Source organism: Methylomonas sp. ZR1 (assembly GCF_013141865.1).
In the GTDB taxonomy this organism is placed as follows: domain Bacteria; phylum Pseudomonadota; class Gammaproteobacteria; order Methylococcales; family Methylomonadaceae; genus Methylomonas.
On the sequence record NZ_RCST01000001.1, the window covers coordinates 2,694,092 to 2,720,713 of the forward strand.

The following is a 26,622-nucleotide window of genomic DNA, read 5'->3' on the forward strand; positions in this document are numbered from 1 at the left end:
GCTGCCCTGCCCCCGCGAGGTACTGCTTTAGGCGGCCTTGGCCAGTATTTGTCTGAATTGCGCGACGGTTTCGGCAGTCAGCGGTTGCCGCTGGTTGTCCCAGACCACGCCGTCAAGTTCGTCGGCCAACGTATCGATGGTTTCCATGAAATCATCGAATACCGCCAACGGCGCATCGACTTCGCGCGGTTGCATAAAAAACACGATGCCGGGGCAATAAAAATCTTGTAGCCCGGTGTCCGGGAAAGTACCGGGGTCAACCATGCTGGCGACCGCGAAATCGACCATGCGATTGGCATCCACCCGCTCGAATACCCGCACACTGCCATAGCGCAAGCCCACACGTTCGAAAGCCTCGAACAGATCTTCGCCATTAAAGCCTTGGTCGGCACGGGCAACGATGCTGAACTCGATCAAAGCCGGCAATTCCAAACGCCGCGAATTAGCCAAGGTCGCGGCTTGTTTTTTCTCGACATCCTTGCGCAAAGCATCGGCAGAAGGTTTTGGGCTGGGCTTGATGGCTTGATCGTCTAACAGAGCATCTCCATCAACCAACTCGTTGCCTAACGCAAATACATCCATTTCATCGTCGTCTTCCTCGACCGAAAACTCGTCAACCACTCGGTCGTCGTAAGAGTCCTCGTCGTAATAATCGTCAGGGGTGCGTCTTTCTCGCAACGACTTGACGAAATGCCACAACACCATGCCGATCATCACCAGCACGCCGATCAAAATAATCACGACTCTTAATAATTCTTTATCCATTAGCTTTCTGCCATGCTCACTGCTTCATCAATATCAACCGCCACCATTCTGGATACTCCAGGCTCCTTCATGGTAACACCTGCCAGATGTTTTGCAATTTCCATTGTGACTTTGTTGTGCGAAATATACAAAAACTGTACGGTTGCCGACATGTCTTCCACCATCTGCGAAAAGCGCACGACATTAGCATCGTCGAGCGGCGCGTCCACTTCATCCAGCAAACAAAACGGCGCCGGATTCAGTTCAAAAATAGAAAAAACCAAGGCCACCGCCGTCAAGGCTTTTTCACCGCCAGACAATAAATGGATGGAGCTGTTGCGCTTGCCGGGCGGCCGGGCAATGATGTTGACGCCGGCTTCCAGCAAATCGTCTTCGGTCAACTCCAGATAAGCCTGGCCACCGCCGAACAAACGCGGAAATTTTTCTTTCAAGCCACTATTGATCTTGTCGAAAGTCTCTTTAAAGCGCTGGCGGCTTTCCTTGTCGATCTTACTGATGGCCTGATCCAAAGTATTTAAGGCATCGACCAAATCGTCATGCTGCTCGTTTAAAAATTTCATCCGTTCGGATTGCGTTTTGAACTCTTCGATGGCAGTCAGATTGATGGATCCCAACTTTTCTATCTGATCGGTCAATTCGTCGACGGCATTTTTCCATTTCGTTTCGCTCGCGCCTTCGGTTAGATTGGCCAGAATCACCTCCGGATCGGCATCCACCTCAGTCAGCTGCTCGGCAATGGTTTGCTGCCGGACTCGGCTATCTTGTTGCTCGAAACGCACTTGATCCAAGGCTTCCTTTTGTTTTTCCAGGGAGCGTTGGGTTTGCGAATATTGCTCGGCCAACTGACTGACCGTCTGTTCGCTGGCTTGTTGCGCCTGGCGCTCGGACTGCAAGCTATCCTCGAATTCAGCTTTACGCTCCAACAACTCTTCCAACTGCATTTTCTCGTCGTCGAGCGGTGCTAATGAAAAGTGCAATTTGTTTTCCAGCTCGGCGATTCGATCAGCCGATTGCTGATGCTGTAGTTGCAAACGCTCGATCTGTTTGGCGGTCAGCACTTCCGAAGACTTCAGCGATTCGATTTGCGCATGCAAGCGGTGCAAGTGCCGGCGCGCTTCATCTACCGAGGCATCGGTGTTTTGCTGTTGCGCTTGAATCTGTTGATTCAATTGCTCCAATTCGGTTTTCTTGTCGCCCAAATCGCCCAAGGCCTGCTCGGCGTCCTGCTTGATCATTTCCGCTTCGGAAATGCTTTCGGCATTTTCCGCCAGATGCTGGCTGATTTCTTCAATCTCGTGATCGAGCTGTTCCAGGCGGCGTTTTTGCTGTTCGAAACGCGCCGATTGCGCGCTGTACTCGGCGCTCTTCGCGGAAAACTCGGCACTGAGCAACTTTTCCTTTTGTTGATATTGCTCTCGATTGTTTTCGGCGGCCTTCAATTCGTGTTCGGAGTTGGCCAATTGCTCTTCGTCCTCGGCTATAGCCATCTGCAATTCGCTTTGCCGCTGCTTCAGTTCGCGTAATTCCTTTTCCCTATGCAATACCCCGGCCTTGCTGTCGCTGCCCCGGCTGATTTTGATCCAATCTTTGCCCAGCCAGGTGCCGTCAGCTAATACCACCGACTCATGCGCCTGCAGATGCATTTGCCGGGCTTGCTGCATGGTCTCCGCGCAATAGATTCCGCTTAGCAGACCGGATAAATCCCAGCGACTACGCAACTTACTAGCCAAGGCCGCTGAATCGGCACTTGCGCCACTCGAACTGGCATGCGTCTCAAACACCACCAAAGACTGCTTGGTCAAATCCTGCAGCTCACCCAGTATCGAATCGGCGCTATCCACACAGATCGCTTCCAGATAACTGCCCAGCACCGTTTCCACGGCCGTTTCCCAGCCTTCCTCGGCCTCCAGAAACTCGGCCAAGCGCGGCTGTTGTTCCAGCCCAACTTGCTCCAGCCACAATCCAAGCTCTTTCCTATCCTTGCCCATCGCGTGCTGCTGCAATAGTTCCAAGGAACTGATCTTGCCGTTGACCTTCTGCAACTCGGCGCGACTGGCGTGCAGGCTGTCGTGAAGTTGTTTGATGGTCGGTCGCAGTTCGGCGATGCGCCGCAAAACGGTATCCAGCTGCTGTTGCAACTGTTCGCGTTCGGCTTCAATCAATTCGATACTGTTATCCAGGGTTTCCAATTCCAGTTGCAATTGGGTATCGGCTAAACCGCCGCGTTCGCCATTCAATTTATCCAGCCTAGTCTGCAATTGCCGGTTTTGATTTTCCAGCTGTACCAGCTTGGTCCGCTGCACTTCGGCTTGTTCGCGATAACCGGCGTTTTCCGCCAAAAAAGCTTCCCATTGCTGCTGCCATTGCTGCTTTTGCAGATGCGCGTCTTGTTGAATGCCCAGCAGGTCTTCCTCGCGTTCGCGGGCCACGATCATGGTTTCTTCGGCTTCCAGCAAGGTCTGACGAATTTCCTCCAATTGCTGCCGGTCCTGTTCACATTCAGATTGCGCCTGCTCGGCTTGCAGTTTCAAGCGATTGATTTCGACCAGGGTTTCTTCGTGGCTTTTTTGGTTGTGCTTGATGGTCTGCTCCAGCCGACTAACTTCGGCGACCACCGCATAATATTCGGCTTGGGTGCTATCCAAATGCTGCTGCTGGGCTTTCTGCTCGCCGCGTTTCAGCTCCATAGCTTTTTCGGTATCTCGCAGCAACACAAACAAACGATTATGCTCGGCGGCAATACTTTGCAGTTTTTCTTCCAGTTTTTGCGCGGAACGTTGAAAGTTTTGCCAGCGCATCGCCAGCAACTCTTGTTTGTACTGGCGTTCCTGCTTTTTCAGTTCCGTGTATTTCTCGGCTTTTTCGGCCTGTTTGGCCAAATTCTTGATTTGCTTTTCAACTTCGTCGCGCAAGTCGTTCAAGCGCTCCAGATTCTCGCGGGTATGACGCATGCGGGTTTCGGTTTCCGAACGCCGTTCCTTATATTTGGAAACGCCGGCCGCCTCCTCGATATGCACCCGCAAATCTTCGGGCTTGGCTTCCACCATCCGCGAAATCGTGCCTTGCTCGATAATCGCATAACTGCGCGAACCCAAACCGGTACCCAAAAACAGATCGGTGATGTCCTTACGCCTGCACTTGGAGCCATTCAACATGAATAGCGATTGTCCATCTCGGCTGACCTGGCGCTTGATGGAAATGGTGGCGTACTGCGAATACTCACCGCCGGCCTTGCCTTCGCTGTTGTCGAAAACCAGTTCGACCGAAGCCATACTCACCGGCTTGCGGCCCGAAGAGCCGTTGAAAATCACGTCGGCCATGTTGCCGCCGCGCAAATGCTTGGCCGAGCTTTCGCCCATCACCCAACGTACCGCGTCGATGATATTGGATTTGCCGCAACCGTTCGGACCGACGATCGCAGTCAAATTGCCGTTGATCGGTATCGTGGTGGGATCGACAAAGGATTTGAAACCCGAAAGTTTGATTTTTTCCAGCTTCATGCCTGATTTATGACGCTCAAGACCGTTTACAAAGCCGGCTATTATCGTCGAAATGCCGTTTCGATTCGAATGGAATTTAAATCGGCTTAACACCGGGCCTTAAACCAAAAGCAGGATTTCGTCTCGAAAATCAATACTTAATCAGATTGCGGGTATCGCTTGACCAAGCCGACCTAAAAGTCAGACTGCCAAATCCAGCAACCGAAAACCGCCCGATATTGCAGTCGACGCCAGCTTTGCGCATACCTTGGCATTGCCCACAAACACTCGCTCTTTACGCCTTTTTTACACGGCTAAAAATAAAATCCGCAGATAGCCAAAAGTTGCCGGAAACCAAGCAATTTTGTGGCATTTTAATTTATCTCGTTAACCGGAGAACGCATGCTGCGGGTCATTTATCTGTTTGGATTGGTATCACTGATTTTTCCGGAACTCGTATCTGCCGAATCGGCGCCAGCAGCGCCACAGACCTTTCATCTTGACCTTACCCAACATTGGGTTGGCTACTTTTCGCTGGTCGTGATGATCGTTGCCTATATCTCGGCGATGCTCGAAGATGTGACCAATCTGCGCAAATCCAAACCGATGCTGCTGGCCGCGGCGTTGATCTGGTTCGTCATCGTCCTGGCATATCAACAACACGGCCACAGCTTACCGGCAACCACAGCGTTTAAAGGTAACTTGCAGGCTTATATAGAATTGCTGCTGTTCATCATGGTTTCAATGACCTACTTGAATGCGATGGAGGACATGGGCATTTTTAATGCGCTGAAGATCTGGCTGGTCAGCAAAGACCTCAGCTATCGCCGACTGTTTTGGATAACGGGATTTTTAGTTTTCCTCATTTCCTGTATCGTCAACGGCTTGACCGCCGGCTTGTTAATGGGCGCTGTCGTGGTAGCCGTTGGCAAAAATAGTCCGCGTTTTGTCTCGCTGGGCTGTTTGAACATCGTGATTGCCACCAATGCCGGCGGCACATTTAGTCCACTGGGCGGCATATCGACACTGTTCGTTTGGCAGCATGGCATCCTGGGTTTTACCGAGTTTTTTAAATTGTTCGTACCTTGCCTGGTCAATTTTTTAGTACCAGCGGCAGCCATGCATTTTGCCGTGCCTAAAGACAAACCCATCGTCGATGCTGAGCAAATTTCGTTACCGCGCGGCGCCAAGCGCATCCTGTTCTTGTTCGGCGTCACCATTAGCTTGGCGGTTGGTTTTGACATGACGTTGGGATTGCCGGCGGCGGCCGGCATGATGGCAGGCCTGTCCTTGTTACAATTCTTTTATTTCTATCTCCAAAAATCCGATAAACCGAGCAGTCCGCAACAGTCGGCGTTTTCGCTATTTTTCGGCGGCGGCGACGTGAATTTGATGACTAACGAAGCCAAGCGCCTGGATATTTTCGATAAAGTGGGCCGACTGGAATGGGATACCTTACTGTTTTTCTACGGCGCGATGATGGGAATTGGCGGCTTGGGCTTTATCGGCTATCTTGATGCCATTTCTCAGGTGTTATACGGACAATTCAGCCCAACTCTGGCGAATGTAATGATCGGTTTATCGTCGGCATTCGTCGACAACGGTACGCTGATGTTTGCGGTGCTAACCATGCACCCGGATATTCCGCAAGGCCAATGGTTGTTGCTGACCTTGACCCTGGGCGTGGGCGGCAGCCTGCTGGCCATCGGCTCAGCGCCGGGCATCGGTTTGATGGGACAAGCCAAGGGGCAATATACCTTTGCTAGCCACATGAAATGGTGCCCGGTCATCCTGTTGGCTTACTTCGCCAGTATCGGTACGCATATGCTGGTCAATGCCGGATCTTTCTGACCGGTCGAATGGCTAACAACCGCACCCCACGCGCTAATACCGACGCCCCGATGACACTATCCGAAGCTTGGCTATCCCCGCAAAAGCGCGAGCGCTTCCTCGGCCATGCCTGGGGCGTCGCCGCTCCCTTCATTTGCACGCTGATCGATTGGCCTTTGCGTGACCTGCTGGGACCGGCCAGCATTCTGATGACTTATTTACTGGGCGTATTTCTGGTCGCTAGCCGCTACGGCCGCAGCGCATCCATCGTCGCCTCGCTACTCAGCGCACCAACCTTTGCCTTTTATTTTGCCCGCCCCATATTCTCCTTTGCGATTAGCGACTTGGAAAATATCGTCGGCTTGGCGGTGATGATCATCGTCGCGAATGTCACCGGCAGTCTGCTTGAAAAATCGCGCATGCAAGCCGAGTTAGCCAAACAGCGTGAATCGCATACCAACGCGCTCTATCGATTGAGTCGCGACCTGGCGGCGGCACAGGATCATAACGCCGTCGCACGTATCGCGGCCGAACATATCGATAATGAATTTGGTACCGATTCCGTTCTGCTGATTGCCAATACCGAAAACGGCCTGCAAATCCGAACGAATCAAGCATTGCCCGTTTCATTGCAAAGCCTCGACCATACCCTCGCACAGCAAGCCTTCGAGACAGGTGAAGCCAAACTTCAGCCCCCATTAAGCTATTACCCACTGCAAGGATCTAGCGCTGCGCAAGGCATTCTAGCCGTCCTACAAACCGAAGCATTGGCTAGACAAACGCCGGAAGTAAACACCTTCTGCCACTTAATCGCGCAAACCTTGGAACGATTTCAGCTAGCCGCGCAGGCCCGCGAGGCCAATCTGCAAGCCGAAACCGAAGCCTTGCGCAACGCTCTGTTAAGCTCTATCTCCCATGACTTGCGCACGCCTTTGACCCGCATCATCGGCGCGGTCGGCACCGCTATCGAGAATGATGCCGGATTATCAGCCCCGGAACGCCAAGAGCTGAATCAATCGGTATTGGAAGAAGCGCAACGCATGTCGGAGTTGACCGGCAAAATTCTGGACATGGCCCGCTTGAGTAGCGGTCAAATCATTTTGCAAAGAAGCTGGAACACCATTGAGGAGATAGTCGGCAGTGCTCTGAACCGTATGGATAAGCAGTTACAGGACAGACCAGTCCGCACCCTGCTGCCTGATAGCTTGCCGCTAGTTTGGATAGATGCCGTGCTGATAGAACAGGTGTTGGTCAATCTAATCGAAAACGCGGTTAAGTACACGTCGCCAGGCAGCCCGATTGACATCGAAGCGGTGTCGCTGCGCGATCAATTCCGCTTAACCGTAGCAGATTACGGTCCGGGTATCGCCAAGAACCAACAAATTCGGATTTTCGAAAAGTTTTATCGCGGCACTACCGAAACCGGACAAAACGGGGTTGGCCTGGGACTCGCATTGTGCAAGGCGATTGTCGAGGCACATGGCGGGATGATTTATGTGAAAAACCGCATTGGCAAGGGCGCGGAGTTTCTTATTGAACTACCGCTGCACGAACCGCCGCCGCTGGTCGAATCGGAAGCGCTTGGAGGCCTGGCATGACTAATGCGCCTTTAATTTTATTAATAGAAGACGACGCACAAACCCGACGTTTTCTAAAAACCAGCCTCAGCCTTCGCGGCTGGTCCATGATCGAAACCGACTGCGGCAAATCCGGACTAGCGATACTCAGCACTGCCAATCCCGACTTAGTGATCTTGGATCTGGGCTTACCTGACATGGACGGGATCGCTGTAACCCGACGCTTGCGGCAATTGTCTGACCTGCCCATCCTGATATTGTCGGCGCGCAGCCAGGAACAAAACAAGATCATGGCGCTGGATGCCGGGGCCGACGATTACTTGACCAAACCCTTTGGCAGCGGCGAATTGCATGCTCGGCTACAAGCTTTAATGCGCAGGGTTGCACGCAGCCTGAGCAATCAAGAGACTTTTGAAACCGGTCAGTTAAAAATCGATCTGACGCGGCGCAAAGTATTTGTTGCCGACCACGAAGTGCGCATCACCCCTATCGAATTTAGGCTACTCGGCATTCTAATCCGCCATGCCGGAGTGGTCGTGACCCATCGCCAACTGCTTCAAGAGGTTTGGGGTGCGGAACACATACACGATCAACATTATCTGCGCATTTATATGGGGCAATTGCGCCACAAACTGGAAGTCAATCCGGCGCGGCCCCGTTATTTGCTGACCGACGTGGGGGTGGGGTATCGCATGGCGGTTAACGATGACGATTAAAGATTGACCCGGCCTGAAACAGCGGTTCTGTCTAAACTGTTGGCTGCACTCGGTGCTGGCCTGTCGAGGTGGGAGTCCAAGACTCTACAAATCCAGCATTCTAAAAACTGCTCGAGAAGCCCGTTATGGTTAATTTCTTTCGAAATTCAAATGATTGCGGCCCTGTTGACGCACTCGTCTCTGGTAAACCGCGTAGTTTTAACGGATTATGAAGAAGGGAGCCAGTCATCAAGACTGGCTCTTGCCGTCGAGGTCCAGGCCAAAAAACGACCCGCAGCTAATTCAACAATGCGCCTAAGTTGTTAGGCCGCCGATTGGCGACAGCGGATTGCGCTTGACCGGGATTGTTTTGGATATCCGAGATCAACCTTCCAAGCACCTGTTGCGCCTGCTCAGGGCTATTGATTCTGGCCTGACTGTCACTATTTTGTCCGCTGGCAGCCTGCGCCAATTTCAAAGACTCCTGCGACAAACTAACCGTGTCGCTTGGGCTGGGCTCTGGTCTCTCGGCCTGATTTTGCGAATTGGTCGCCTTCCTGCGTTCGGCCAACGCTTCAATCCCGCCGGCTTTTTGATCTTTGGATACACCTTGGCTAGCCAAGGAATTTGGGTTTGGGTATGTAGTGTTGATTTCCATCGTCGACTCCCCTGCAAGTTAGACTCACATCTTAGCGGTTTTTGCGATTCGCCTTAACAATAATTTTACATCATTCGCCGCAAGTTGTTGACAATTCTGCCCATCAAATGTTTCGACTGATTCAGGAGAAACAAACCCGGGACCCTACGCAAGCGCCAGCTCAAAATCACACGATAACTCATTGAGTTTAAATGCTTAATACGTTATCGCATCTTAGCTGGTAAAATATTGCCAGACTTAACCGGCGGACATCCCATTCGCTACTCCGGAATCCATAACAACCCAAATCAAGTAATGACTACAAAACCCAGCGCAGACCTCACCACTTTCGAAAACCCCAGGCCGGCGCGCGACTTTACGATTCGCATCGACATCCCGGAATTTACCTGTTTGTGCCCGATGACCGGCCAACCCGACTTTGCCAAATTGGTTCTGGAGTATGTACCCAATAAATTATGCGTGGAACTCAAGTCTTTGAAGCTGTATATGTGGACTTTCCGCGAGCGTGGCGCCTTTCATGAGGCTGTCACAAACGAAATTTTGGATCATATCGTCGCGGCAATTTCGCCCAATTTCATGCGCCTGCGCGCCGAATTCAATGTGCGTGGCGGCATTTACACCACGGTAATCGCCGAACATCGCGACCCAAGCTGGCAAGCGCCTGAACTGGTCAATCTGCCGTAAAGCAACGTGAGTGGCAGAACCTTCTACAACAGCGACATTGCCGTAGCCCTGCAATACGACGGCAAAAATGCGCCGAAAGTAACCGCCAAAGGCGAAGGCTTTACCGCTCAGCAAATTCTGGCCATCGCCGAAAAACACGGCGTACCGCTGCAAAACGAGCCGGAGCTGGCGCGAATTTTGGCGCAAGTCCCGCTCGGTGAGGAAATCCCCCAACAACTCTATATTGCCGTTGCCGAAGTCATCGCCTTTGCGTATTTCATCAGCGGCAAAACCCCCGACTCCGAATCATGAATTTAAAAGAAACGTTTACCGTGTTGCCGCAATACGCATTGCCGCATCACGCACTCTCCGGGGTGATGTCCAAACTGACTCACTGCCAAAATAAAATCTGGAAAAACCTGTTTATCAAATCCATCGTGCAGCTGTACGGGGTAAATATGCAGGAAGCCAAGTTTCAAGAGCTGGATCACTACGCCAGCTTCAATGATTTTTTTACCCGCGAATTAAAAGACGGCGCCAGACAGATTGACTCCGCCGCCGACGCCATAGCCTGTCCGGCGGACGGCGCGGTCAGCCAAGCCGGATCGATCAGCAACGGTCGAATTTTCCAAGCCAAGGGCCACGACTACAGCGCCATGGAATTGCTGGGCGGCGACGCCGAACGGGCGCAGGCCTTTGAAGATGGCTCCTTCGCCACTATTTACTTGTCGCCCAAGGATTACCACCGCCTGCATATGCCGCTAACCGGCACTTTGAAAGAAATGGTGCACATTCCCGGCCGGCTATTTAGCGTGAATAACACTACCGTTGGCGCCGTTCCGAATCTGTTCGCGCGCAACGAGCGCGTAGCCTGTATTTTTGACACAGCCGCCGGTCCGATGGCTTTGATTCTGGTCGGCGCAATTTTCGTGTCCAGCGTCGAAACCGTCTGGCACGGTGTCGTAACGCCACCGAGCATCAGCGCTCCCAGGACCTGGCGTTATGAAAAAGACGCGCCGATTATTGAAAAAGGCATGGAAATGGGCAGATTCAATATGGGCTCGACGATTATCGTCCTGTTCGGTAAAGAAAAAATAGCTTGGAACGACGACTTCTCCAGCGGCAGAGCGGTACAACTGGGCGAGGCGATTGGCCGAACGCTAGCATAAACCGGACAAATTGACAGCGTAATGTGATAAGCACTGCTAGTGTGGCATAATGCGCGCCTGTCCGCCCGGCCGGACCATTAAAACGACGATAACAATAAGAGGATTACCATGAGTTTCTTGATTTCCGATGCGCTGGCCCAAACAGCGCCCTCCGCCGTACAACCCGGCTTTGAAGGCATGCTGTTCCCATTGGGTATTCTGATATTTTTCTATTTCCTGTTCATCCGCCCACAATCCAAGCGCAACAAGGAACAAAAACAAATGCTGGCTGCGTTGGGTAAAGGCGCCGAAGTGGTCACCACCGGCGGCATTTTGGGCAAAGTGGCCGAATTGGACGACAACTTCGTCAAACTGGAAGTCTCTGACAACAGCTTTATTCAGGTCCAACGTCACGCCATCGCCAACATGATGCCTAAAGGTACTTACAAAACCTTGAACAGCAAAAAAACCAAAGAATAAGTTTGCTTTAACCCTGCGATATACCCCGCTTTTATTCGCAACAGCTTGGCTGTCACTGCTTTAATGGAATAACCATGCAAAATCATTTCCCTGTCTGGAAAAACATCCTAGTAATTTTCGTGCTGTTAGTCGGTACGATTTACGCGCTGCCTAATCTTTATGGCAACGACCCGGCAGTGCAATTGGCTTCGTCTAGCCCGACGCCATTGCAGCAGTCTCAGGCTGACGCAGTCGCCGCCAGCATCAAAAACGCTGGTTTCACGTTGAAAAGCTTTGAATTTGCCGACGGCAAAATCCTGGCGCGGTTCAATAACACCGACGAACAAATGAAAGCGGCAGACCTATTGCGCGAACAAATGGCCGGTAAAGCCACAGTCGCCTTGAATTTAGCGCCTGCCACCCCGGCTTGGCTACGCGCTTTCGGTGCAAATCCTATGCATCTGGGCTTAGACTTGCGCGGGGGGGTGCACTTCCTGTTGGAAGTTGACATGGACTCCGCGCTGAAACAAGCCGAAGAACGCTACACCAACGACATTCGCTCGGCCTTCCGCGATGCGAAAGTTCGGTATCAATCGGTTGCGAAGGAAGCGGGCGGCATCAAAGTCGTGTTACCTAACGAAGAATCCAGAGTGGCCGCCACAGAAGTACTCAATAAAGATTTTCGCGGCCTGGATTTAGTGGAAAGCGGTCCGAATGAATTTACATTGAACATCCCCGAACGCAACCTGCGCGAAATCAAGAAGGCGGCGCTGGGCCAAAACATTACCACGCTGCGTAACCGGGTCAACGAACTGGGTGTCGCCGAGCCTATCATTCAGCAACAAGGCGACAGCCGCATCGTCGTGCAACTGCCTGGCGTGCAAGACACTACCCGCGCCAAAGAATTGTTGGGCACTACCGCCACACTGGAATACCGTTTGGTTGACGTAGAGCATGATGTGCAATCGGCCCTGGGCGGCCACGAACCTATCGGCAGCCGCTTATATAAAGATAAAAACGGCGCGCCGGTGCTATTGAAACGCGCGGTTATCGTCACCGGCGACCAAATCACCGATGCGTCATCAGGCTTGGATCAAGACGGCTCACCTGCCGTATTCATCACATTGGATGGCGTCGGTGCCAAGAAAATGGGCAAGATGACTCAGGAAAATATCGGCAAGCCGATGGCGGTGGTGTTCATCGAATACAAATCCGAAACCCGGGTCGTTAACGGCGAGAAAGTTCAACACAAAGAAAAAGTCGAAAAAGTCATCAGTGTCGCCACCATCCGCGACAGTTTCAGCAAACGCTTCCAAACCACCGGCCTGGACAGCCCTGAAGAAGCCCGCACTTTGGCCTTATTACTTAGAGCCGGCGCCTTGGCGGCTCCAGTTGAAATTGTCGAAGAACGCACCGTCGGCCCTAGCTTGGGCCAGGAAAATATCGATCAAGGCATGATGTCGATTACCGCCGGCTTCCTGCTGGTCGTGTTTTTCATGGTAGCTTATTACCGAGCTTTCGGCTTGATCGCCAACTTTGCTTTGTTATTCAACGTCGTGCTGCTGATCTCCATTATGTCCGTGTTGCAAGCCACTCTGACCCTGCCAGGCATGGCCGGCATCGTCTTGACTGTGGGTATGGCGGTGGATGCCAACGTATTGATCAACGAACGGATCCGCGAGGAACTGCGTAACGGTTTGAGCCGGCAGGCCAGCATATACGTCGGTTACGAAAAAGCCTTTGCCACCATTCTCGACTCCAACGTTACCCACTTCATCGTCGCCGTATTGTTGTTCGGCTTTGGCACCGGCCCGGTTAAGGGTTTCGCGCTGGTCTTGATGATTGGGATTGCCACTTCGGTATTTACCGCGGTCACCGGCACCCGGATGTTGGTCAACTGGTTCTACGGCAACGATCACCGCAGCGATAAAATTTCCATCTAGCCAAAATTTGGTCTCGGCTTAGCATAAACCGGACCGCTTCCGCGATTTCGGAAACACACTATTCGGCAGGGCGTTTTTCAACACTCTGCCTGACACGCTATAATGCGCAACTAATTTTTCAATCAACATCCTCACTGGAGTTAAACAATGGCAATCGAACGTACTTTCTCAATCATCAAGCCTGATGCAGTCGCTAAAAATGTGATTGGGGAAATTGTCAGCCGCTTCGAAAAAAACGGCCTGCGCATCGTCGCATCCAAAATGCTGCAACTGACCCAAGATCAAGCCGAAGGCTTTTATGCCGAGCATAAAGAACGCGGTTTTTTCAAAGACTTGGTTAGCTTCATGACTTCTGGTCCAGTCGTTGTGCAAGTGTTGGAAGGCGAAAACGCAGTCCTGAAAAACCGTGAACTGATGGGCGCCACCAATCCTAAAGAAGCGGCGGCCGGCACTATTCGCGCAGACTTCGCAGTCAGCATCGACGAAAACGCTGTACACGGTTCCGATGCACCAGAATCTGCCGCGAGAGAAATCGCTTACTTCTTCTCTGCTAATGAACTCTGCGACCGTATCCGCTAAGCCAGCATTGATTAATCTGCTGGATTTCGACAGAAAAGGCTTGCAAGCCTTTTTTGTCGAGCTCGGCGAAAAACCGTTTCGCGCCACCCAGGTGCTGAAATGGATTTATCAGGAAGGCATCTCGGATTTTGACGAGATGACCAACCTGAGCAAATCGCTACGCAGTCATTTAAAAGAACACTGCCAGATCAAAGTCCCGGAAATCGTCGCCGAACAATTGGCGTCCGACGGCACTTGCAAATGGGCGGTGCAGATGCACTGCGGCAATCGGGTGGAGACCGTTTACATCCCGGAAGAACGCCGCGCCACGCTATGCGTGTCCTCGCAAGTGGGCTGCGCGTTGGCCTGCACCTTTTGCTCGACCGCCAAACAAGGCTTTAACCGCAACCTGTCCACCGCCGAAATCATCGGCCAGCTGTATCTGGCTCAACAACGGCTGGGACCGGAACGCCGCATCACCAATGTTGTGATGATGGGTATGGGCGAGCCGCTGTTGAACTTCGATAACGTCGTGGCAGCCATGAATTTAATGATGGATGATTTTTGTTACGGCCTGTCCAAACGCCGCGTCACCATCAGCACCTCGGGCATTGTCCCGGCCATGAAACGCCTGAACGAGGTCTGCGACGTCAGCGTGGCCGTGTCGCTACACGCCCCCAACGACGCCTTGCGCGACCAAATCGTACCAATCAACGTCAAATACCCGCTGAAGGAGTTGATGGAAGCCTGCCGCGAATACGCCAAGACTGGCCCGCGCAAGCATATTACGTTTGAATACGTGATGCTGGACGGCATCAACGACAGCCCGGAAGACGCGCGCACCTTAGTCAAGCTATTGAAAACCGTGCCGTCCAAGCTGAATTTGATTCCGTTCAATCCGTTTCCGCAATCGCCTTACCGTTGCTCCAGTAACGCCGCCATCCTGAAATTTCGGGATATTCTGCATAATGCCGGCATCGTCACTACCGTTCGCAAGACCCGCGGCGACGACATCGATGCAGCCTGCGGGCAATTGGTCGGTCAAGTACAAGATAAAAGCCGCAGACATTTAAAACTGCAAGTACAAGGGCTCTCGCATGGCCAATAGGCAAGCCGCTCGCGGATTAGTGCTGATGAGCCTATTGCTAGGCGCTTGCGGCCTGCTGCCGGACACCCGCGAGACGATGAGCAATGCCGAAAAAGCCAAGCTCAATCTACAAATGGGCGCGCGTTATCTGGACATGGGCATGCTCGACGTCGCCAAGGAAAAGCTGGAAACTGCCGTGCGGCTGGATTCCAGCAACCCGGAAACTCATAACGCCTTGGCCGTCTTCTATGAGCGCATCAAACAAACCGAAGCAGCCAGCGACAGCTATCAAACAGCGCTGAATAAAGATTCGGATAATTTCAGCATCAAGAATAACTATGGCCGCTTCTTGTGCGAGCAAGGCAAATTCGATAAAGGCATAGCCTTGCTGCAAGATTCGATGGCATCGCCAATGAACAACCGGCCCTGGTTTGCATTAACCAATCTGGGCGTTTGTTACGTTAAGCAGAACGACATGCAGCGCGCCGAAGAGTATTTTCGCCAAGCTTTGCAATCACAGCCCGATTACTCGCCGGCCTTACAGGAGATGCAACGCATCAGTTACCAGAATGGCCAGTTCATGTCGGCCAGGGCGTTTCTGGAGCGCTACCTGGGCGTCGCCAAACATACCCCGGAAACGCTGTGGATCGCGTTTCAAACCGAACGGGCGCTGGGTAACAGCAAAATATCCGAAGAATACCGCGAGCAATTGATTAGCTCTTTTCCGGCTTCCAAAGAAGCACAACAAGTCAAAACCGCGATCAGCAAATAATCCGGCAACAAACAAGATCATGGCAAAACAACAACAGGCTATCCAAGCCATCCGCGGCATGCACGACATCCTTCCTGAACAATCGCCTCTATGGCAATGGCTGGAAAGCCAGGCCAAACAGGTATTGAGCGCCTACGGCTATCAGGAAATCAGATTACCTATCGTCGAAAAGACCGAACTGTTCAAGCGTTCGATCGGTGAAGTCACTGACATCGTCGAAAAAGAAATGTATACCTTCGACGACCGCAACGGCGATTCGTTAACCCTCCGCCCCGAAGGCACCGCCGGCTGTTTGCGCGCCTGCCTGGAGCACGGTTTATTGCACAATCAAAGCCACCGTTTGTGGTATTACGGCCCCATGTTCCGCCACGAACGCCCACAGAAAGGCCGTTACCGGCAGTTCTACCAACTGGGTGTGGAAACCTACGGCATGCCCGGCCCGGACATCGACGCGGAAATCATCGCGCTGACCGACCGGCTCTGGAAGCAACTGGGCATCCGCGATAAAGTCGAGCTGCAAATCAATTCCCTGGGTACCAGCGAAGAACGGCTGGCCTATCGCGGCAAGCTGGTCGAATATTTCCAACAACATCTGGCGGTTTTGGATGAAGACAGCCTGCGCCGTTTGGAAACCAATCCGTTACGGATCCTGGACAGTAAAAACCCAGACATGCAAGCCATGCTGCAACAAGCACCGGTGTTGCTTGAGCATCTGGGAGAAGAAAGTCTGGCACATTTCAATAGCCTGAAAGCCACGCTGGACGATCTGGGTATTACCTACCAATTGAATACTCGCTTGGTGCGCGGCCTGGATTATTACGGCAAAACCGTATTCGAATGGGTCACCGAGCACTTAGGCTCCCAAGGCACCATCTGCGCTGGCGGCCGCTATGACGGATTGATCGAACAACTGGGCGGCAAGGCGAATCACGCCATCGGCTTTGCGATGGGCATGGAGCGCATCCTGGCCTTGCTTGAATTACTGGATAATGTCCCAGTCGCAGCTAGCACCGATGTCTACATGATTCGCGTCGGCACCAACGCCGAAGCAGCCGGCATGCGCTTGGCAGAACGCATCCGCGATGCGCTTCCCGGCCTGAAATTGCAGGTCAATTGCGGCGGCGGCAGCTTCAAGAGCCAGTTTAAAAAAGCCGATAAATCCGGCGCCGAGTACGCCATCATCATCGGCGACGACGAAGCCCAACGCGGCGAAGTGGCTTTAAAACCCTTGCGCATCGACGCTGAGCAAAGCACACACAATCACGACCAGCTCCTGCAAACCCTGCAAGACTGGCACCGCCAATAATCCCTTATAACCTGATAACAGAAGAGAACTACCGTGGCAATTTACGATACCGAAGAAGAACAACTGGAACAGTTGAAAAAGTGGTGGGAAGCCAATCAGACTTCATTGATCGCCGGTGTTGTCACCGCAATAGTATTGGTGAGCGGCTGGAATCTCTGGCAAAACCACCAACTGGAAAAACGCGCCCAAGCCTCGCAGATGTACCAACAATTGTTGGATAGCGCGGCCAAGGACAATAGCGAATCCACCGAGAAACTGGCGGAACGCTTGCCTATCGAGTTTCCGGGCACCGCTTACTCCCACTATGCCGGCCTGCAATTGGCCAAAAGCAAAGTGCAAAAAGGCGATCTGGAAGGCGCTAAAGCAATTCTGGAAAAATCCATCAAGGAAGCCGACAGCGATGAGTTAAGACATGTTGCCCGTCTACGCCTGATTCAACTGATGCTGGCTACCGGCCAATACGAACAAGGTTTGCAACTGATCGCTGCGGTCGATCCGGCTAAATCCGAAGGCTTTTCCGCCAGTTACGACGAATTGCAGGGCGACCTGTACGTGGCGCTGGACCGCTTGGACGAAGCCCGTAGCGCGTACCAAAGCGCAATCAGAACCGGTCAAGCCACCCCGCTGACGCAGTTCAAGCTGGACGACGTCGCAACGCCTGGCAACGCTGCCGCGGCGACTGCCAATTAAGCACACGCCAACGGATAAACGCTATAGCATGTTAATCAGGAACATCAGATACCGCTCACTTCTCCCGCTGCTTGCCTGCCTGCCGATGCTGGCCGGCTGCGCGGGCTTGGATGCCGGACGCGACTTTATCTCGGGCTTAACGGAATATATCACCGGCGACGACGACAATGCCGATCCACCGGCCGCCTTGCAGGAATATACCCCGGAAGTGCAAGTCGAGGTGCTGTGGAAGGAATCAATCGGTAATGGCGCGGATGAAAAATATCTGAAACTGATACCGGCAGTCGCCGAAGGCACTGTATACGTCGGCGACAACAAAGGCCATTTGCAGGCGCGTGGCGCCGGCAACGGTAGTCTGAGCTGGGAAAACAACACCGATTACAGCTTCTCAGCCGGTCCCGGTCTGGGGGTGCATACCGTGGTAATGGGTACCAGCACCGGCGAAGTCATAGGTTTTGACAAAGCCAACGGCGAACAGCGCTGGAAAATCGATGTACCCAGCGAAGTATTGGCCGCCCCTGTGGTGAGTCACGGTATTGTTATCGTCCGGACCACCGACGGGAAAATCATCGGCCTCAAAGAAGATAACGGCGCGCAACTCTGGACCTTCGAACACAGCGTACCGGCCCTGAGCATCCGCGGCACCGGCGCCCCCATCATTGTCGACGACAACGTGATCGCCGGCTCGGCCAATGGCAAGCTGGAAGCCCTGCAATTGAAAGACGGCAAATCCATCTGGGAAGCCACTATCGCGATACCCAGCGGTCGGTCCGAAGTCGAACGCTTGGTCGATCTCGATGTCGATCCGGTCGCGGCGCGCGGCGCCATTTATATTGCCGGCTTCACCGGCGGCGCGTCTTCGGTATCCGAAGTGGATGGCGATGTGCTGTGGCGCAACGAAGCGGTGTCTTCCTACACCGGCCTGAGCCTGGATTACCGTTACCTTTATGTCAGCGATACCCAAAGCCATGTCTGGCAACTCGATCAACGCAGCGGCGCCTCGCTGTGGAAACAAAAAGACTTACACAACCGCCAATTGACGGCGGCGGTGGTTTATCAAAATTATGTCGTAGTCGGCGATTTCGAAGGGTATGTACATTGGCTGTCCAATAGCGACGGCCGCCAATTGGGCCGGATTCAGGTCAGTAAAGCGGCGATAGAAGCCAAGCCGGTAGTCGTGGACGATACGGTTTTCATTTACGCCAAAGACGGCACCCTGGCCGCTTTGAGAGCAAAATAAATTCATGTTACCTGTTATCGCCCTGGTGGGCCGCCCCAATGTGGGCAAATCTACGCTATTTAATTACTTGACGCGCAGTCGCGAAGCATTAGTTGCCGATTATCCCGGCCTGACCCGCGACCGCCAGTACGGTCGGGTCAAACGCGGCGAGCGCGACTGTCTGGTAGTCGATACCGGCGGTATCACTGACGAACAGGAAGGCATAGACGTTTTTGCGAAAAAGCAGGTGGAAATTGCGCTGCAGGAAGCCGACGTGGTGTTCTTCCTGGTCGACGCCCGCGACGGTTTGAACGCCACCGACGAAGCCATCGCCGACATGCTGCGCAAGCTGGGCAAACCGGTGGTGCTGGTGGTGAATAAAGTCGACGGCATCGACAGCAATACCGTGACCAACGATTTTTATAGCCTGGCACTCGGCGAACCCATCGGGATTGCCGCTACCCACGGCCGCAATGTCCACGACTTACTGGATCGTATCGACGAGTTATTGCCGGTAGTCGAGGACGAATTCGAAGAACAGGATCCGGGTATCGCCATTGCCATCGTCGGCCGTCCTAACGTCGGCAAATCGACTTTAGTGAATCGGCTGCTCGGCGAAGAGCGCGTGGTGGTGTTCGACGAAGCCGGCACGACCCGTGACAGTATCTATATTCCGTTCGAACGCAACGGCCAGAAATTCACCCTAATCGATACCGCCGGCATGCGCCGCCGCTCACGGGTATCGTTGACGGTGGAAAAATTCAGCATCATTAAATCGCTGCAAGCCATCGAAAAAGCCCATGTGGTGATTTATTTGATCGACGCCCGTGAAGGCGTGACCGATCAGGATGCGCATATTTTGGGCTTAGTGCTGGAAGCCGGCCGGGCTTTGATCATTGGTTTGAACAAATGGGACGGCCTGAATGCCGAACACCGCGATTTCGTGAAAAAGCAGATCGAGATCAAATTGTCGTTTTTGGACTTTGCCGAAAAGCATCCGATCTCGGCGCTGCACGGCAGCGGCGTCGGCAAGCTGTTCGACGTGGTGCATACCCTGTACGACTCGGCGATGACCGACATGTCAACGCCCTTGCTGACCCGGATTTTGACCGACGCGCTGGCCGCGCATCAGCCGCCGCTGGTCGGTGGTCGCCGCATCAAATTGAAGTACGCGCATCAGGGCGGCCGCAATCCACCGGTTGTCGTGATCCACGGCACCCAGACCGATGCCCTGCCCGGTGCGTACAAACGCTATTTGATGAATTATTTCCGCGATCAGTTGCGGCTGACAGGCACGCCGATACGCTTGGTATTCAAGTCGCCGGAGAACCCGTTTCAAGGCCAGAAAAACCCGCTAAGCGATCGTCAGATGAAAAAACGCAAGCGTCTGATCGATTTCAGCAAACGCAAAAAATAAAAACACCCAGGGAGCAACACATGGCAACCATCACTTTCCAAGGCAAACCGATCAACACTATCGGCGATTTACCGGCGGTAGGTACGCAAGCGACGGATTTCCAATTAACCAATCGTAAAATGCAGGACGTGGGTTTGGCTGAATTTGCCGGCAAACGTAAAGTGTTGAACATAGTCCCCAGCCTGGATACGCCGACCTGCGCTACCTCGACCCGCAAATTCAACGAAAAAGCCGCGCATATGCATAATACCGTGGTGTTGGTGGTATCGGCCGACCTACCCTTCGCGCAAGTGCGGTTTTGCGAAGTCGAAGGCATCAAACACGTCGTGCCGCTCTCGACCTTCCGTTCCAGCTTCGCCCACGATTACGGCGTCGAGCTGTTGGACAGCATCCTGGCAGGCTTGACCGCCCGCGCTATCGTCATCATCGACGAAAGCGACACAATCATCTACACCCAGTTGGTCAGCGAAATTGCCGACGAGCCTGACTACGTCAGCGCCTTGGCTGCCCTGCATTAACCGTGACACAGAGCGCCGAGTTCAGATTTTTCAACTCGGCGCGAAGCGACAAGCTAAAGTCTAAGATTTTTCTAAATCTCCGGAATCATGAAGCCGTCGCTTGGCGTTCCGCCTGATCATACATCGCGCCAAATAGCTGAATAACGACATAAATCATGGTTCTGGCAACACGAACCGCATCAGGATCCGCCGGGCTGTCGGCAACATAGGCGCTGATGGCATCATCCATGAATTTAACCAAGCCGGCTTGCGAATCGCTCTCGGTCAGGCGCTCGGCAAATCGATTCTGAAATTTGTCGCGAAACTTCGTATCCATCTTGTTGCCAGGCATGAATGCCTGCAACTCCGCATCGAGTAAGGCGGCCGTATTCTGTAACCATTCCATGTTCAATACCCTTTGGTCCGGCAAATCGCCGAAGGCATGCCGGAATACACAAATCACATCGAAACAAAGATCCATGAACAGATTTGCCAAATCTTTATCCTTGTCGGCAATCAAAGCCGAAAACACGCCAAAGATCGTTTGCGCCAACGCGCTCTGCTCGGTTTGGAATTGCTGAAGTATGCTGCGGCCAGCATTTTCATCCTGGCTTTTGGCGTATTGCAGGGCCTGATACAGCTCTCGGTCGGTTAATTCACGCATCGTCGGTTCTAACTAAGTTCGATAAATATCCAGGCGATATATTATCAAGCCCATGCCTGATAACCGATATTTATAATATATGGACCATTGAACCGGCCTTTAAATATCCTCGCCTTCCATGGTGAAAATCAGGCATTTTCAGAAATTTTCTTCAGTTAACCAGGGTATGGCCGCGTTGACGCATGCAGGTTTTAAATGCTCTTTTAAAGCTTTCGTTCGCTTTATAGCCTTCCCATAATCCCGCGGGGATAGCCAATATTGCACCACCGGCTGCGCCGGTGGCGGCGCTGCCGGCTATCGCACCGACTGCCGCGCCGCCCGCGGCACCGGTAACCGCACCGACACCGGCACCCATGCCGATTTCCTTGGTAATATCCGACGCTTGTTCCGCAAGAGACTTACACTCGACCATGTCGCGTTGCGTGGTTTGCGGCTGTTGGTCCAAACGCGGGTCGATGATCGGATGCCAGCTACTCATGGATGCGCAGCCGCTGGTTAATGTGGCAAGTAGCAACATACTGCCGAAATATTTTTGTGTCATTTTTCCTCCAAAAGGCATGTTTAAATTGTTAGCTAAATTCTCATCATTGCTGTTTGAAATATTGAGCGACTGGTGCTGCGGAGGATTGCTCCGGCACGCATTAGAGTTGATAAAGTTGCGAGATATTGCTGCCGATGCATTTTTCGCCAAGCTGTTGATTTATAGCAGTATTCGAGTCGCACATAATCACTCCGTAAGTTGTTCACTTGTGAAAAATTCTAAGTTTGGCGACTTAAAATCTACTTAAGCTTTGATTAGAATCCGGTTAAAACGCCGCCGGCAGCTCAGCACTCACGAATCGGCGTCATGTTCGGAAAGGCTTTGCAACACCCGCTTAAACAGGCAGTATGTTCCAATGAAAACCCTCACCCAACTCCATGCAGATATCGACACGCGGGTAAAAATCATCCGCGACAACCAACCCGATTGGCTATGCCGCCAGGGTTGCGACGGCTGTTGCCGCAGGCTTGCCGCAGTACCCAAGATCACCGCGGACGAATGGCATTGTCTGCAACAAGGCCTGATGGCCTTACCGCCGGAGCAATTTCAGCAAATCAGTGGGGAGATAGCCGCTCTGGCCGGCCAAATAGCGCGCCCAGTCATCTGCCCGCTGCTGGACAAAGCCAATGGCGCTTGCCTGGTCTATGCACACCGCCCTATCGCTTGCCGAACTTACGGTTTTTATGTTCAGCGCGATCAGGGGCTGTACTGTAAAGACATCGAAGCGCGCGTAAGTGATGGCGCGCTGAGCGAAGTGGTGTGGGGCAACCATGACGGCATTGATCATCGGCTACTTGCTCTAAGCGAGTCACGCGAATTGCCGGAGTGGTTTGCGGATTGGCAGCGGGATGATGATTGAAGCGAGGCAATAGCCCCGACACGCAGAGGTTTGTTTTTGATAGTAAAAAGACCTAACACGCCGCTGAAAGAGTAGCAGTCGCCAGTCCGCAGAGCGGAGGCTCCGCGACTCATACCGCTCAACGAACCGAGCCGACTCAGTAAGCCCTATAGCGCGCCTGGGATGCCCGGAACAGACACGCCTCTGCCATCATTCAGCAGCCGGCGAATGATGGCTATCGTGATCAGGTATGCCTGGATTGCCGTGGTCCTCGGCTTGGGCATCGAACCATTCGTGCAGGGCCTGAACGAATTGGGGGTATTCGGTAGAAAAATGAATCTGTCCGCCGTTATCCAAAGCTTGATATTGAACTTTAATATCATCGACTTTTGCCTTTTTTAACTGCGCCAGCCCCGGCATGTCCGCACCATGCAAACGTTCCGTCGCCGCATAATTGCCCGCCTGGTATTGTTCCGCCCTTTTTTGCAAATGCCCCTGAATTAATTTGATTTGCGAGGCATTGTCCGCGGATTTGATCACCACATGCTGGACACCGCCGTGCACCGTTTTGGTAAAGGTTTGTACCGTCCCCTGCACCGCGTAAGGCACTATTGTCTGTAACTGTTCTTGATTGATGGGTTTGGCAGGCGCATGCTCAATAGCTTGCACGACGATCAGGCATTGTAAAATACCCAGTATTATCAATAGGTAGTGTTTCATGGCGATACTCCGAGTAGATTGACATTCATCCTGAACACTGAGTTTTTTATCCGGTCGATTAATACCTTTCGCTCCGGACCTATTGGAGAAGCACCCTAATTGGCTTCGACAAACATAGCCGGATCGGGATGCCGGTAATCAATAGAGCCGGATTTGCCACTCAGTGATGCGCTGGCTCCGTTCTTCATACACAAAATACGTTTTAGCAAAATCCTCAAGCTTTCCATTGCAGGAATTGATCGAGGCGCTCGACGTTATCAGGTAAAAACACATGCACCTGGTTCCGGCCTTTTTCCTTGGCTCTGTAGCACGCGCTATCGGCGTTACTTAAAAACTCCCCGACATCCCGAACGGTACACGTCACCGCAGCCACTCCAATGCTGGCGCTCTCGGTAAATTCAGCATCACCCCAGTTAAATTTGAAATTGCGCAGGCTATTACATAGTTCATGGGCGATATTGCGCGCTTGATCAAGTGTGGTGTGTTCCAGCAACAACGCGAACTCGTCGCCGCCCAATCGGGCCAGCGTGTCGCGTTGCCGCAGTTTGGAGGACAAAACGCTACTGATTCTGCGCAGTAATTCATCCCCTGCCGCTTGTCCACAGGTATCGTTGACCTGCTTAAAATGATCCAGATCGAGGTAACAAAGCGCATGGTGAAAATAGCCGGGGCGGGTGCTAGCCAGTACCCTTGCCACCCGTTGTTCAAAAGCTGTCCGATTAACCAGCCCGGTCAAGGGGTCGTGGCTGGCCTGATAGGCCAAACTCTGCCGTTTGGTTTGAGATGCCGACATATCCCAAAACACCAACACCAAGCTATCGACAAATCCATCCAACGCGACCGGATAAAACGAATATTCGACCGGAAATGACCGGCCATCCTTGCGTTTAAAATTAGCGGTACTACGCTGAGCGATGATGTCGCGGGCCATATCAGGCAACTTGAGCGCTTCCAACGCTAAGATCAAATCCCCGGCTATCATGGCAACGATGTCCTGTCCCAGCACGTCTACCTCGGCGTAACCCAAAACCTGCAACGCGGCTCGGTTAACGAAGCTGCAACGGCCATCCACATCAAGACCGACAATTCCTTCGCCGGCAGAATCCAGCAGTAAGCGAAAGCGCCTCTCGCTGTTGCGTGCCTCGGTATTGGCGTGTTTGAGCTTTACCAAAGTGGTGTCAAGACTGGCATTGGCGGACTTGAGGATAGCGCATTGTTTTTCCAGTTGTTCCGTACGCTTAAACACCAACTCCTCCAAACGTTGCCGGTAATAGCTCAGCTCCTGTTCGGTTTCTTTGTCTTTGGTAATATCAATCAGGACCCCTTGCAAAAACAAACTTTCGCCGGCTTCATTCCGCACTACGTTGGCTTCGTCGAGAAACCAGCGATGGCTTCCATCCTGTTTACGTAATCGGTATTCGCACCTCAGAGGCGCATGATGTTTATAGGTATAGGCATAGGCTTCTACCGCCACTGCCAGATCGTCCGGGTGCACCCGCTTCAGCAAACCTTGCGGGTCATCAAGCCAATCTTGCTCGGGCAAGCCCAATTGAGCAATTTGCGGACTGACATATAACAGCTTTACCGGCGTTTCCAACGATGCGATATAAGTGATCACCGGCATTTGTTCCACCAAGGCCCGGTACTTAGCTTCCGCCTCACGCAATTGCGCCAGGGTTTCGGTTTTCTCCGCCAGCAGGTGCTGTCCCTGCAACTCTCGGTTGACTTCAGTGGGCGATGCGGCGTCCGCGTTGCTGGCGCAGTTGTTAGATTGGTCCGTGGCAAAGGCCGCATCATCGCATTCTATCGGCATCAGGATGGAGACATTCGCCTGTTTGACCGTTTCCACTTGATTGGCGATGTAGCCGGCATCCAGCATATCCGGTGATTGCCAATTCCCGCGCACTTGTTCTGGCTGGCGGTCTTCAGCGAGTTTAAGACCGTGATGACTGGGTTCTCCCTCGCAAAACGCCGCATCATGATCCCGAAACGCCGCCAGGGAGTGTTTGTTCGTCATCCGGCTGGCTGGATCGTGGTCTATAACAAGTGAGCAGCTATGGGCTTTGGCTGATGCAGTGTTCATAAAATCGCCCCCTATCGGTGACTGGGTTTCAATAGCTGGACTGACCAGATAAAACCACGGGGCGATATTTCAGCGCCGGTAGACTTGATCAGCCAAATGCGTAGCGTCTCCTGAGATCTTTGGCATGTCCATAAGTGGTAATGGCGGTAATAGGTTTGGACAGCGGCGACGGATTGGCACTGACAGCAAGCAGCCGAGCAAACTCGTTTTTGATGATCGGATAACACTCGCAACTTTGCGCTTCCAGGCCGGCGCGCTCCAGCACGCTGATTTGACCACGGCAATACCGAATTACCCCGGCTTGCTGTAATTTCCCGGCAACCTCGGTGATGCCTTCGCGGCGCACGCCCAACAGACTGGCGATGGATTGCTGCGTTATTGCTATCTCGCTCCCGCTCTGCCGGTCCAGGATCATCAACAGCCAACGCGAGAATTGTTGTTCAATGGAATGATGCCGCTTGCAAGCCGCTATTTGCGTCATATGCGTCAGTAGTGCCTGGGTATAGCGGAGTAACACACCTTGCAGCCCACTGTGCTGTCCGCCTATCAGCCCAATTCCCTCATCAACCAGACTCCTGCGCAAACGATAGGCGTAGCCCGGCATCACGACTAAGGCTTGATACGGTATGGATTCACCGCCCATGAACAGCGATATACCCAGCATGCCTTCGTTGCCAATCAAAGCCAGTTCGCGGGAGGCTCCATTCTCAGTAAAGTAAAGCTCCGCTATCACGCCGGTCACAGGGAAGTAGACATAACGCAAAGACTCATCCGGTTCACAAAGCGCGTCGCCACACTCCATTTCAACCCGTTCCAGTAAACTTGAAACACGGGCATACTCGGGTTCAGGCAGCATAGCGAGAAGCTGGTTTTGTCTTGGATGGTCCAATTCACTCATCAGTTATTTCCGGATTGTTTAGCGAGGGGTAAATCAAGTATTCATATTGCTGAAACGGTAAAGCCATACCAACATAGCGCGTTTTAACACAGCCGCTATCCGCTAAAAATACGTA

At 52.8% G+C, this 26,622-nt stretch carries 25 protein-coding genes; 17 read left to right on the forward strand and 8 right to left on the reverse strand.

The genetic code is table 11. From position 1 onward, the window contains the following. Positions 1-27 precede the first annotated feature (27 nt). Entirely contained in the window at positions 28-765 is a 738-nt protein-coding gene (locus tag DDY07_RS12095; RefSeq protein WP_033155538.1) for a cell division protein ZipA C-terminal FtsZ-binding domain-containing protein, read from the reverse strand. Next, a complete protein-coding gene (gene smc / locus DDY07_RS12100; RefSeq protein WP_171696084.1) occupies positions 765-4,265 on the reverse strand; it encodes a chromosome segregation protein SMC in 3,501 nt (1,166 codons plus the stop codon). Before smc ends, DDY07_RS12095 begins: the two co-directional genes overlap by 1 nt. 381 nt (positions 4,266-4,646) lie before the next feature. Between smc and nhaD the strand changes: the two genes are divergently transcribed. From nhaD to DDY07_RS12115, 3 genes are read left to right on the forward strand one after another with little or no spacing between them, the layout of a single operon-like run. Continuing rightward, positions 4,647-6,095 (forward strand): sodium:proton antiporter NhaD, encoded by a 1,449-nt coding sequence (nhaD, locus tag DDY07_RS12105; RefSeq protein WP_171696085.1) that lies wholly within the window; start codon positions 4,647-4,649, stop codon positions 6,093-6,095. 8 nt (positions 6,096-6,103) lie between these two features. Further along, positions 6,104-7,672, forward strand: a complete 1,569-nt coding sequence (locus DDY07_RS12110; protein WP_253734474.1) for an ATP-binding protein — start codon at positions 6,104-6,106, stop codon at positions 7,670-7,672. Continuing rightward, on the forward strand, positions 7,669-8,367 hold the full coding sequence (locus DDY07_RS12115) for a response regulator (protein WP_171696086.1): 699 nt from the start codon (positions 7,669-7,671) through the stop codon (positions 8,365-8,367). The genes DDY07_RS12110 and DDY07_RS12115 overlap by 4 nt, the downstream gene beginning before the upstream one ends. A gap of 277 nt (positions 8,368-8,644) precedes the next feature. On the opposite strand, the gene DDY07_RS12120 is transcribed toward DDY07_RS12115, so the two are convergent. Beyond that, entirely contained in the window at positions 8,645-9,004 is a 360-nt protein-coding gene (locus DDY07_RS12120) for a hypothetical protein (protein WP_171696087.1), read from the reverse strand. Positions 9,005-9,298: 294 nt separating this feature from the next. Here DDY07_RS12120 and queF point away from each other — a divergent pair, with 294 nt between their 5' ends. The 13 genes from queF (at position 9,299) to tpx (ending at position 20,784) form a co-directional block, all read left to right on the forward strand. Then, a complete protein-coding gene (gene queF / locus DDY07_RS12125) occupies positions 9,299-9,688 on the forward strand; it encodes a preQ(1) synthase (RefSeq protein ID WP_171696088.1) in 390 nt (129 codons plus the stop codon). A 6-nt stretch (positions 9,689-9,694) separates the two neighbouring features. Next, positions 9,695-9,979, forward strand: a complete 285-nt coding sequence (locus DDY07_RS12130) for an EscU/YscU/HrcU family type III secretion system export apparatus switch protein (protein ID WP_026603899.1) — start codon at positions 9,695-9,697, stop codon at positions 9,977-9,979. Then, positions 9,976-10,836 (forward strand): archaetidylserine decarboxylase, encoded by an 861-nt coding sequence (gene asd, locus DDY07_RS12135; RefSeq protein WP_171696089.1) that lies wholly within the window; start codon positions 9,976-9,978, stop codon positions 10,834-10,836. The genes DDY07_RS12130 and asd overlap by 4 nt, the downstream gene beginning before the upstream one ends. A gap of 108 nt (positions 10,837-10,944) precedes the next feature. After that, complete coding sequence (gene yajC, locus DDY07_RS12140; protein ID WP_084153212.1) at positions 10,945-11,295, forward strand: preprotein translocase subunit YajC; 351 nt, start codon at positions 10,945-10,947, stop codon at positions 11,293-11,295. Positions 11,296-11,369: 74 nt separating this feature from the next. Further along, positions 11,370-13,217: a protein translocase subunit SecD gene (secD, locus tag DDY07_RS12145; protein WP_171696090.1), complete on the forward strand. Its 1,848-nt coding sequence runs from the start codon at positions 11,370-11,372 to the stop codon at positions 13,215-13,217. A gap of 147 nt (positions 13,218-13,364) precedes the next feature. Then, positions 13,365-13,796: a nucleoside-diphosphate kinase gene (ndk, locus tag DDY07_RS12150; protein WP_171696091.1), complete on the forward strand. Its 432-nt coding sequence runs from the start codon at positions 13,365-13,367 to the stop codon at positions 13,794-13,796. Then, positions 13,771-14,883 (forward strand): 23S rRNA (adenine(2503)-C(2))-methyltransferase RlmN, encoded by a 1,113-nt coding sequence (rlmN, locus tag DDY07_RS12155; RefSeq protein WP_171696092.1) that lies wholly within the window; start codon positions 13,771-13,773, stop codon positions 14,881-14,883. The genes ndk and rlmN overlap by 26 nt, the downstream gene beginning before the upstream one ends. Positions 14,884-14,908: 25 nt before the next feature. Continuing rightward, positions 14,909-15,634 (forward strand): type IV pilus biogenesis/stability protein PilW, encoded by a 726-nt coding sequence (pilW, locus tag DDY07_RS12160; RefSeq protein ID WP_253734475.1) that lies wholly within the window; start codon positions 14,909-14,911, stop codon positions 15,632-15,634. 19 nt (positions 15,635-15,653) lie between these two features. Then, positions 15,654-16,940: a histidine--tRNA ligase gene (gene hisS / locus DDY07_RS12165; protein WP_171696093.1), complete on the forward strand. Its 1,287-nt coding sequence runs from the start codon at positions 15,654-15,656 to the stop codon at positions 16,938-16,940. 33 nt (positions 16,941-16,973) lie between these two features. Beyond that, positions 16,974-17,630: a tetratricopeptide repeat protein gene (locus DDY07_RS12170; RefSeq protein ID WP_171696094.1), complete on the forward strand. Its 657-nt coding sequence runs from the start codon at positions 16,974-16,976 to the stop codon at positions 17,628-17,630. 28 nt (positions 17,631-17,658) lie between these two features. Further along, positions 17,659-18,870 (forward strand): outer membrane protein assembly factor BamB, encoded by a 1,212-nt coding sequence (gene bamB / locus DDY07_RS12175; RefSeq protein ID WP_033155552.1) that lies wholly within the window; start codon positions 17,659-17,661, stop codon positions 18,868-18,870. 4 nt (positions 18,871-18,874) lie between these two features. Then, a complete protein-coding gene (gene der, locus DDY07_RS12180) occupies positions 18,875-20,266 on the forward strand; it encodes a ribosome biogenesis GTPase Der (RefSeq protein ID WP_171696095.1) in 1,392 nt (463 codons plus the stop codon). Positions 20,267-20,286: 20 nt separating this feature from the next. Beyond that, positions 20,287-20,784, forward strand: coding sequence for a thiol peroxidase (gene tpx / locus DDY07_RS12185; protein WP_171696096.1), 498 nt, complete (start codon positions 20,287-20,289; stop codon positions 20,782-20,784). Positions 20,785-20,869: 85 nt separating this feature from the next. On the opposite strand, the gene DDY07_RS12190 is transcribed toward tpx, so the two are convergent. Both DDY07_RS12190 and DDY07_RS12195 read right to left on the reverse strand, forming a co-directional pair. After that, positions 20,870-21,427 (reverse strand): hypothetical protein, encoded by a 558-nt coding sequence (locus tag DDY07_RS12190; RefSeq protein WP_171696097.1) that lies wholly within the window; start codon positions 21,425-21,427, stop codon positions 20,870-20,872. A 151-nt stretch (positions 21,428-21,578) separates the two neighbouring features. After that, positions 21,579-21,968, reverse strand: a complete 390-nt coding sequence (locus tag DDY07_RS12195) for a glycine zipper family protein (RefSeq protein ID WP_171696098.1) — start codon at positions 21,966-21,968, stop codon at positions 21,579-21,581. A 355-nt stretch (positions 21,969-22,323) separates the two neighbouring features. On the opposite strand from DDY07_RS12195, the gene DDY07_RS12200 reads away from it, so the two are divergent. Beyond that, entirely contained in the window at positions 22,324-22,827 is a 504-nt protein-coding gene (locus tag DDY07_RS12200) for a YkgJ family cysteine cluster protein (RefSeq protein WP_171696099.1), read from the forward strand. Positions 22,828-23,016: 189 nt separating this feature from the next. Here DDY07_RS12200 and DDY07_RS12205 read toward each other — a convergent pair whose 3' ends face one another. From DDY07_RS12205 to DDY07_RS12215, 3 genes are all read right to left on the reverse strand, one after another. Beyond that, positions 23,017-23,526: an aspartate carbamoyltransferase gene (locus tag DDY07_RS12205; RefSeq protein ID WP_171696100.1), complete on the reverse strand. Its 510-nt coding sequence runs from the start codon at positions 23,524-23,526 to the stop codon at positions 23,017-23,019. A gap of 214 nt (positions 23,527-23,740) precedes the next feature. Next, on the reverse strand, positions 23,741-25,609 hold the full coding sequence (locus DDY07_RS12210) for a diguanylate cyclase (RefSeq protein WP_171696101.1): 1,869 nt from the start codon (positions 25,607-25,609) through the stop codon (positions 23,741-23,743). An 88-nt stretch (positions 25,610-25,697) separates the two neighbouring features. Beyond that, the gene (locus DDY07_RS12215; RefSeq protein ID WP_171696102.1) at positions 25,698-26,507 is read right to left on the reverse strand and encodes a Crp/Fnr family transcriptional regulator; all 810 of its coding nucleotides are present in this window, start codon (positions 26,505-26,507) and stop codon (positions 25,698-25,700) included. Positions 26,508-26,622 lie beyond the last annotated feature (115 nt).

Coding starts and splice junctions, on each gene's coding strand:
- DDY07_RS12095 (WP_033155538.1), bottom strand. CDS start 765: ATGGATAAAGAATTATTAAGAGTCGTGATTATTTTGATCGGCGTGCTG.
- smc (WP_171696084.1), bottom strand. CDS start 4,265: ATGAAGCTGGAAAAAATCAAACTTTCGGGTTTCAAATCCTTTGTCGAT.
- nhaD (WP_171696085.1), top strand. CDS start 4,647: ATGCTGCGGGTCATTTATCTGTTTGGATTGGTATCACTGATTTTTCCG.
- DDY07_RS12110 (WP_253734474.1), top strand. CDS start 6,104: ATGGCTAACAACCGCACCCCACGCGCTAATACCGACGCCCCGATGACA.
- DDY07_RS12115 (WP_171696086.1), top strand. CDS start 7,669: ATGACTAATGCGCCTTTAATTTTATTAATAGAAGACGACGCACAAACC.
- DDY07_RS12120 (WP_171696087.1), bottom strand. CDS start 9,004: ATGGAAATCAACACTACATACCCAAACCCAAATTCCTTGGCTAGCCAA.
- queF (WP_171696088.1), top strand. CDS start 9,299: ATGACTACAAAACCCAGCGCAGACCTCACCACTTTCGAAAACCCCAGG.
- asd (WP_171696089.1), top strand. CDS start 9,976: ATGAATTTAAAAGAAACGTTTACCGTGTTGCCGCAATACGCATTGCCG.
- yajC (WP_084153212.1), top strand. CDS start 10,945: ATGAGTTTCTTGATTTCCGATGCGCTGGCCCAAACAGCGCCCTCCGCC.
- secD (WP_171696090.1), top strand. CDS start 11,370: ATGCAAAATCATTTCCCTGTCTGGAAAAACATCCTAGTAATTTTCGTG.
- ndk (WP_171696091.1), top strand. CDS start 13,365: ATGGCAATCGAACGTACTTTCTCAATCATCAAGCCTGATGCAGTCGCT.
- rlmN (WP_171696092.1), top strand. CDS start 13,771: ATGAACTCTGCGACCGTATCCGCTAAGCCAGCATTGATTAATCTGCTG.
- pilW (WP_253734475.1), top strand. CDS start 14,909: ATGAGCCTATTGCTAGGCGCTTGCGGCCTGCTGCCGGACACCCGCGAG.
- hisS (WP_171696093.1), top strand. CDS start 15,654: ATGGCAAAACAACAACAGGCTATCCAAGCCATCCGCGGCATGCACGAC.
- bamB (WP_033155552.1), top strand. CDS start 17,659: ATGTTAATCAGGAACATCAGATACCGCTCACTTCTCCCGCTGCTTGCC.
- der (WP_171696095.1), top strand. CDS start 18,875: ATGTTACCTGTTATCGCCCTGGTGGGCCGCCCCAATGTGGGCAAATCT.
- tpx (WP_171696096.1), top strand. CDS start 20,287: ATGGCAACCATCACTTTCCAAGGCAAACCGATCAACACTATCGGCGAT.
- DDY07_RS12190 (WP_171696097.1), bottom strand. CDS start 21,427: ATGCGTGAATTAACCGACCGAGAGCTGTATCAGGCCCTGCAATACGCC.
- DDY07_RS12195 (WP_171696098.1), bottom strand. CDS start 21,968: ATGACACAAAAATATTTCGGCAGTATGTTGCTACTTGCCACATTAACC.
- DDY07_RS12200 (WP_171696099.1), top strand. CDS start 22,324: ATGAAAACCCTCACCCAACTCCATGCAGATATCGACACGCGGGTAAAA.
- DDY07_RS12205 (WP_171696100.1), bottom strand. CDS start 23,526: ATGAAACACTACCTATTGATAATACTGGGTATTTTACAATGCCTGATC.
- DDY07_RS12210 (WP_171696101.1), bottom strand. CDS start 25,609: ATGAACACTGCATCAGCCAAAGCCCATAGCTGCTCACTTGTTATAGAC.
- DDY07_RS12215 (WP_171696102.1), bottom strand. CDS start 26,507: ATGAGTGAATTGGACCATCCAAGACAAAACCAGCTTCTCGCTATGCTG.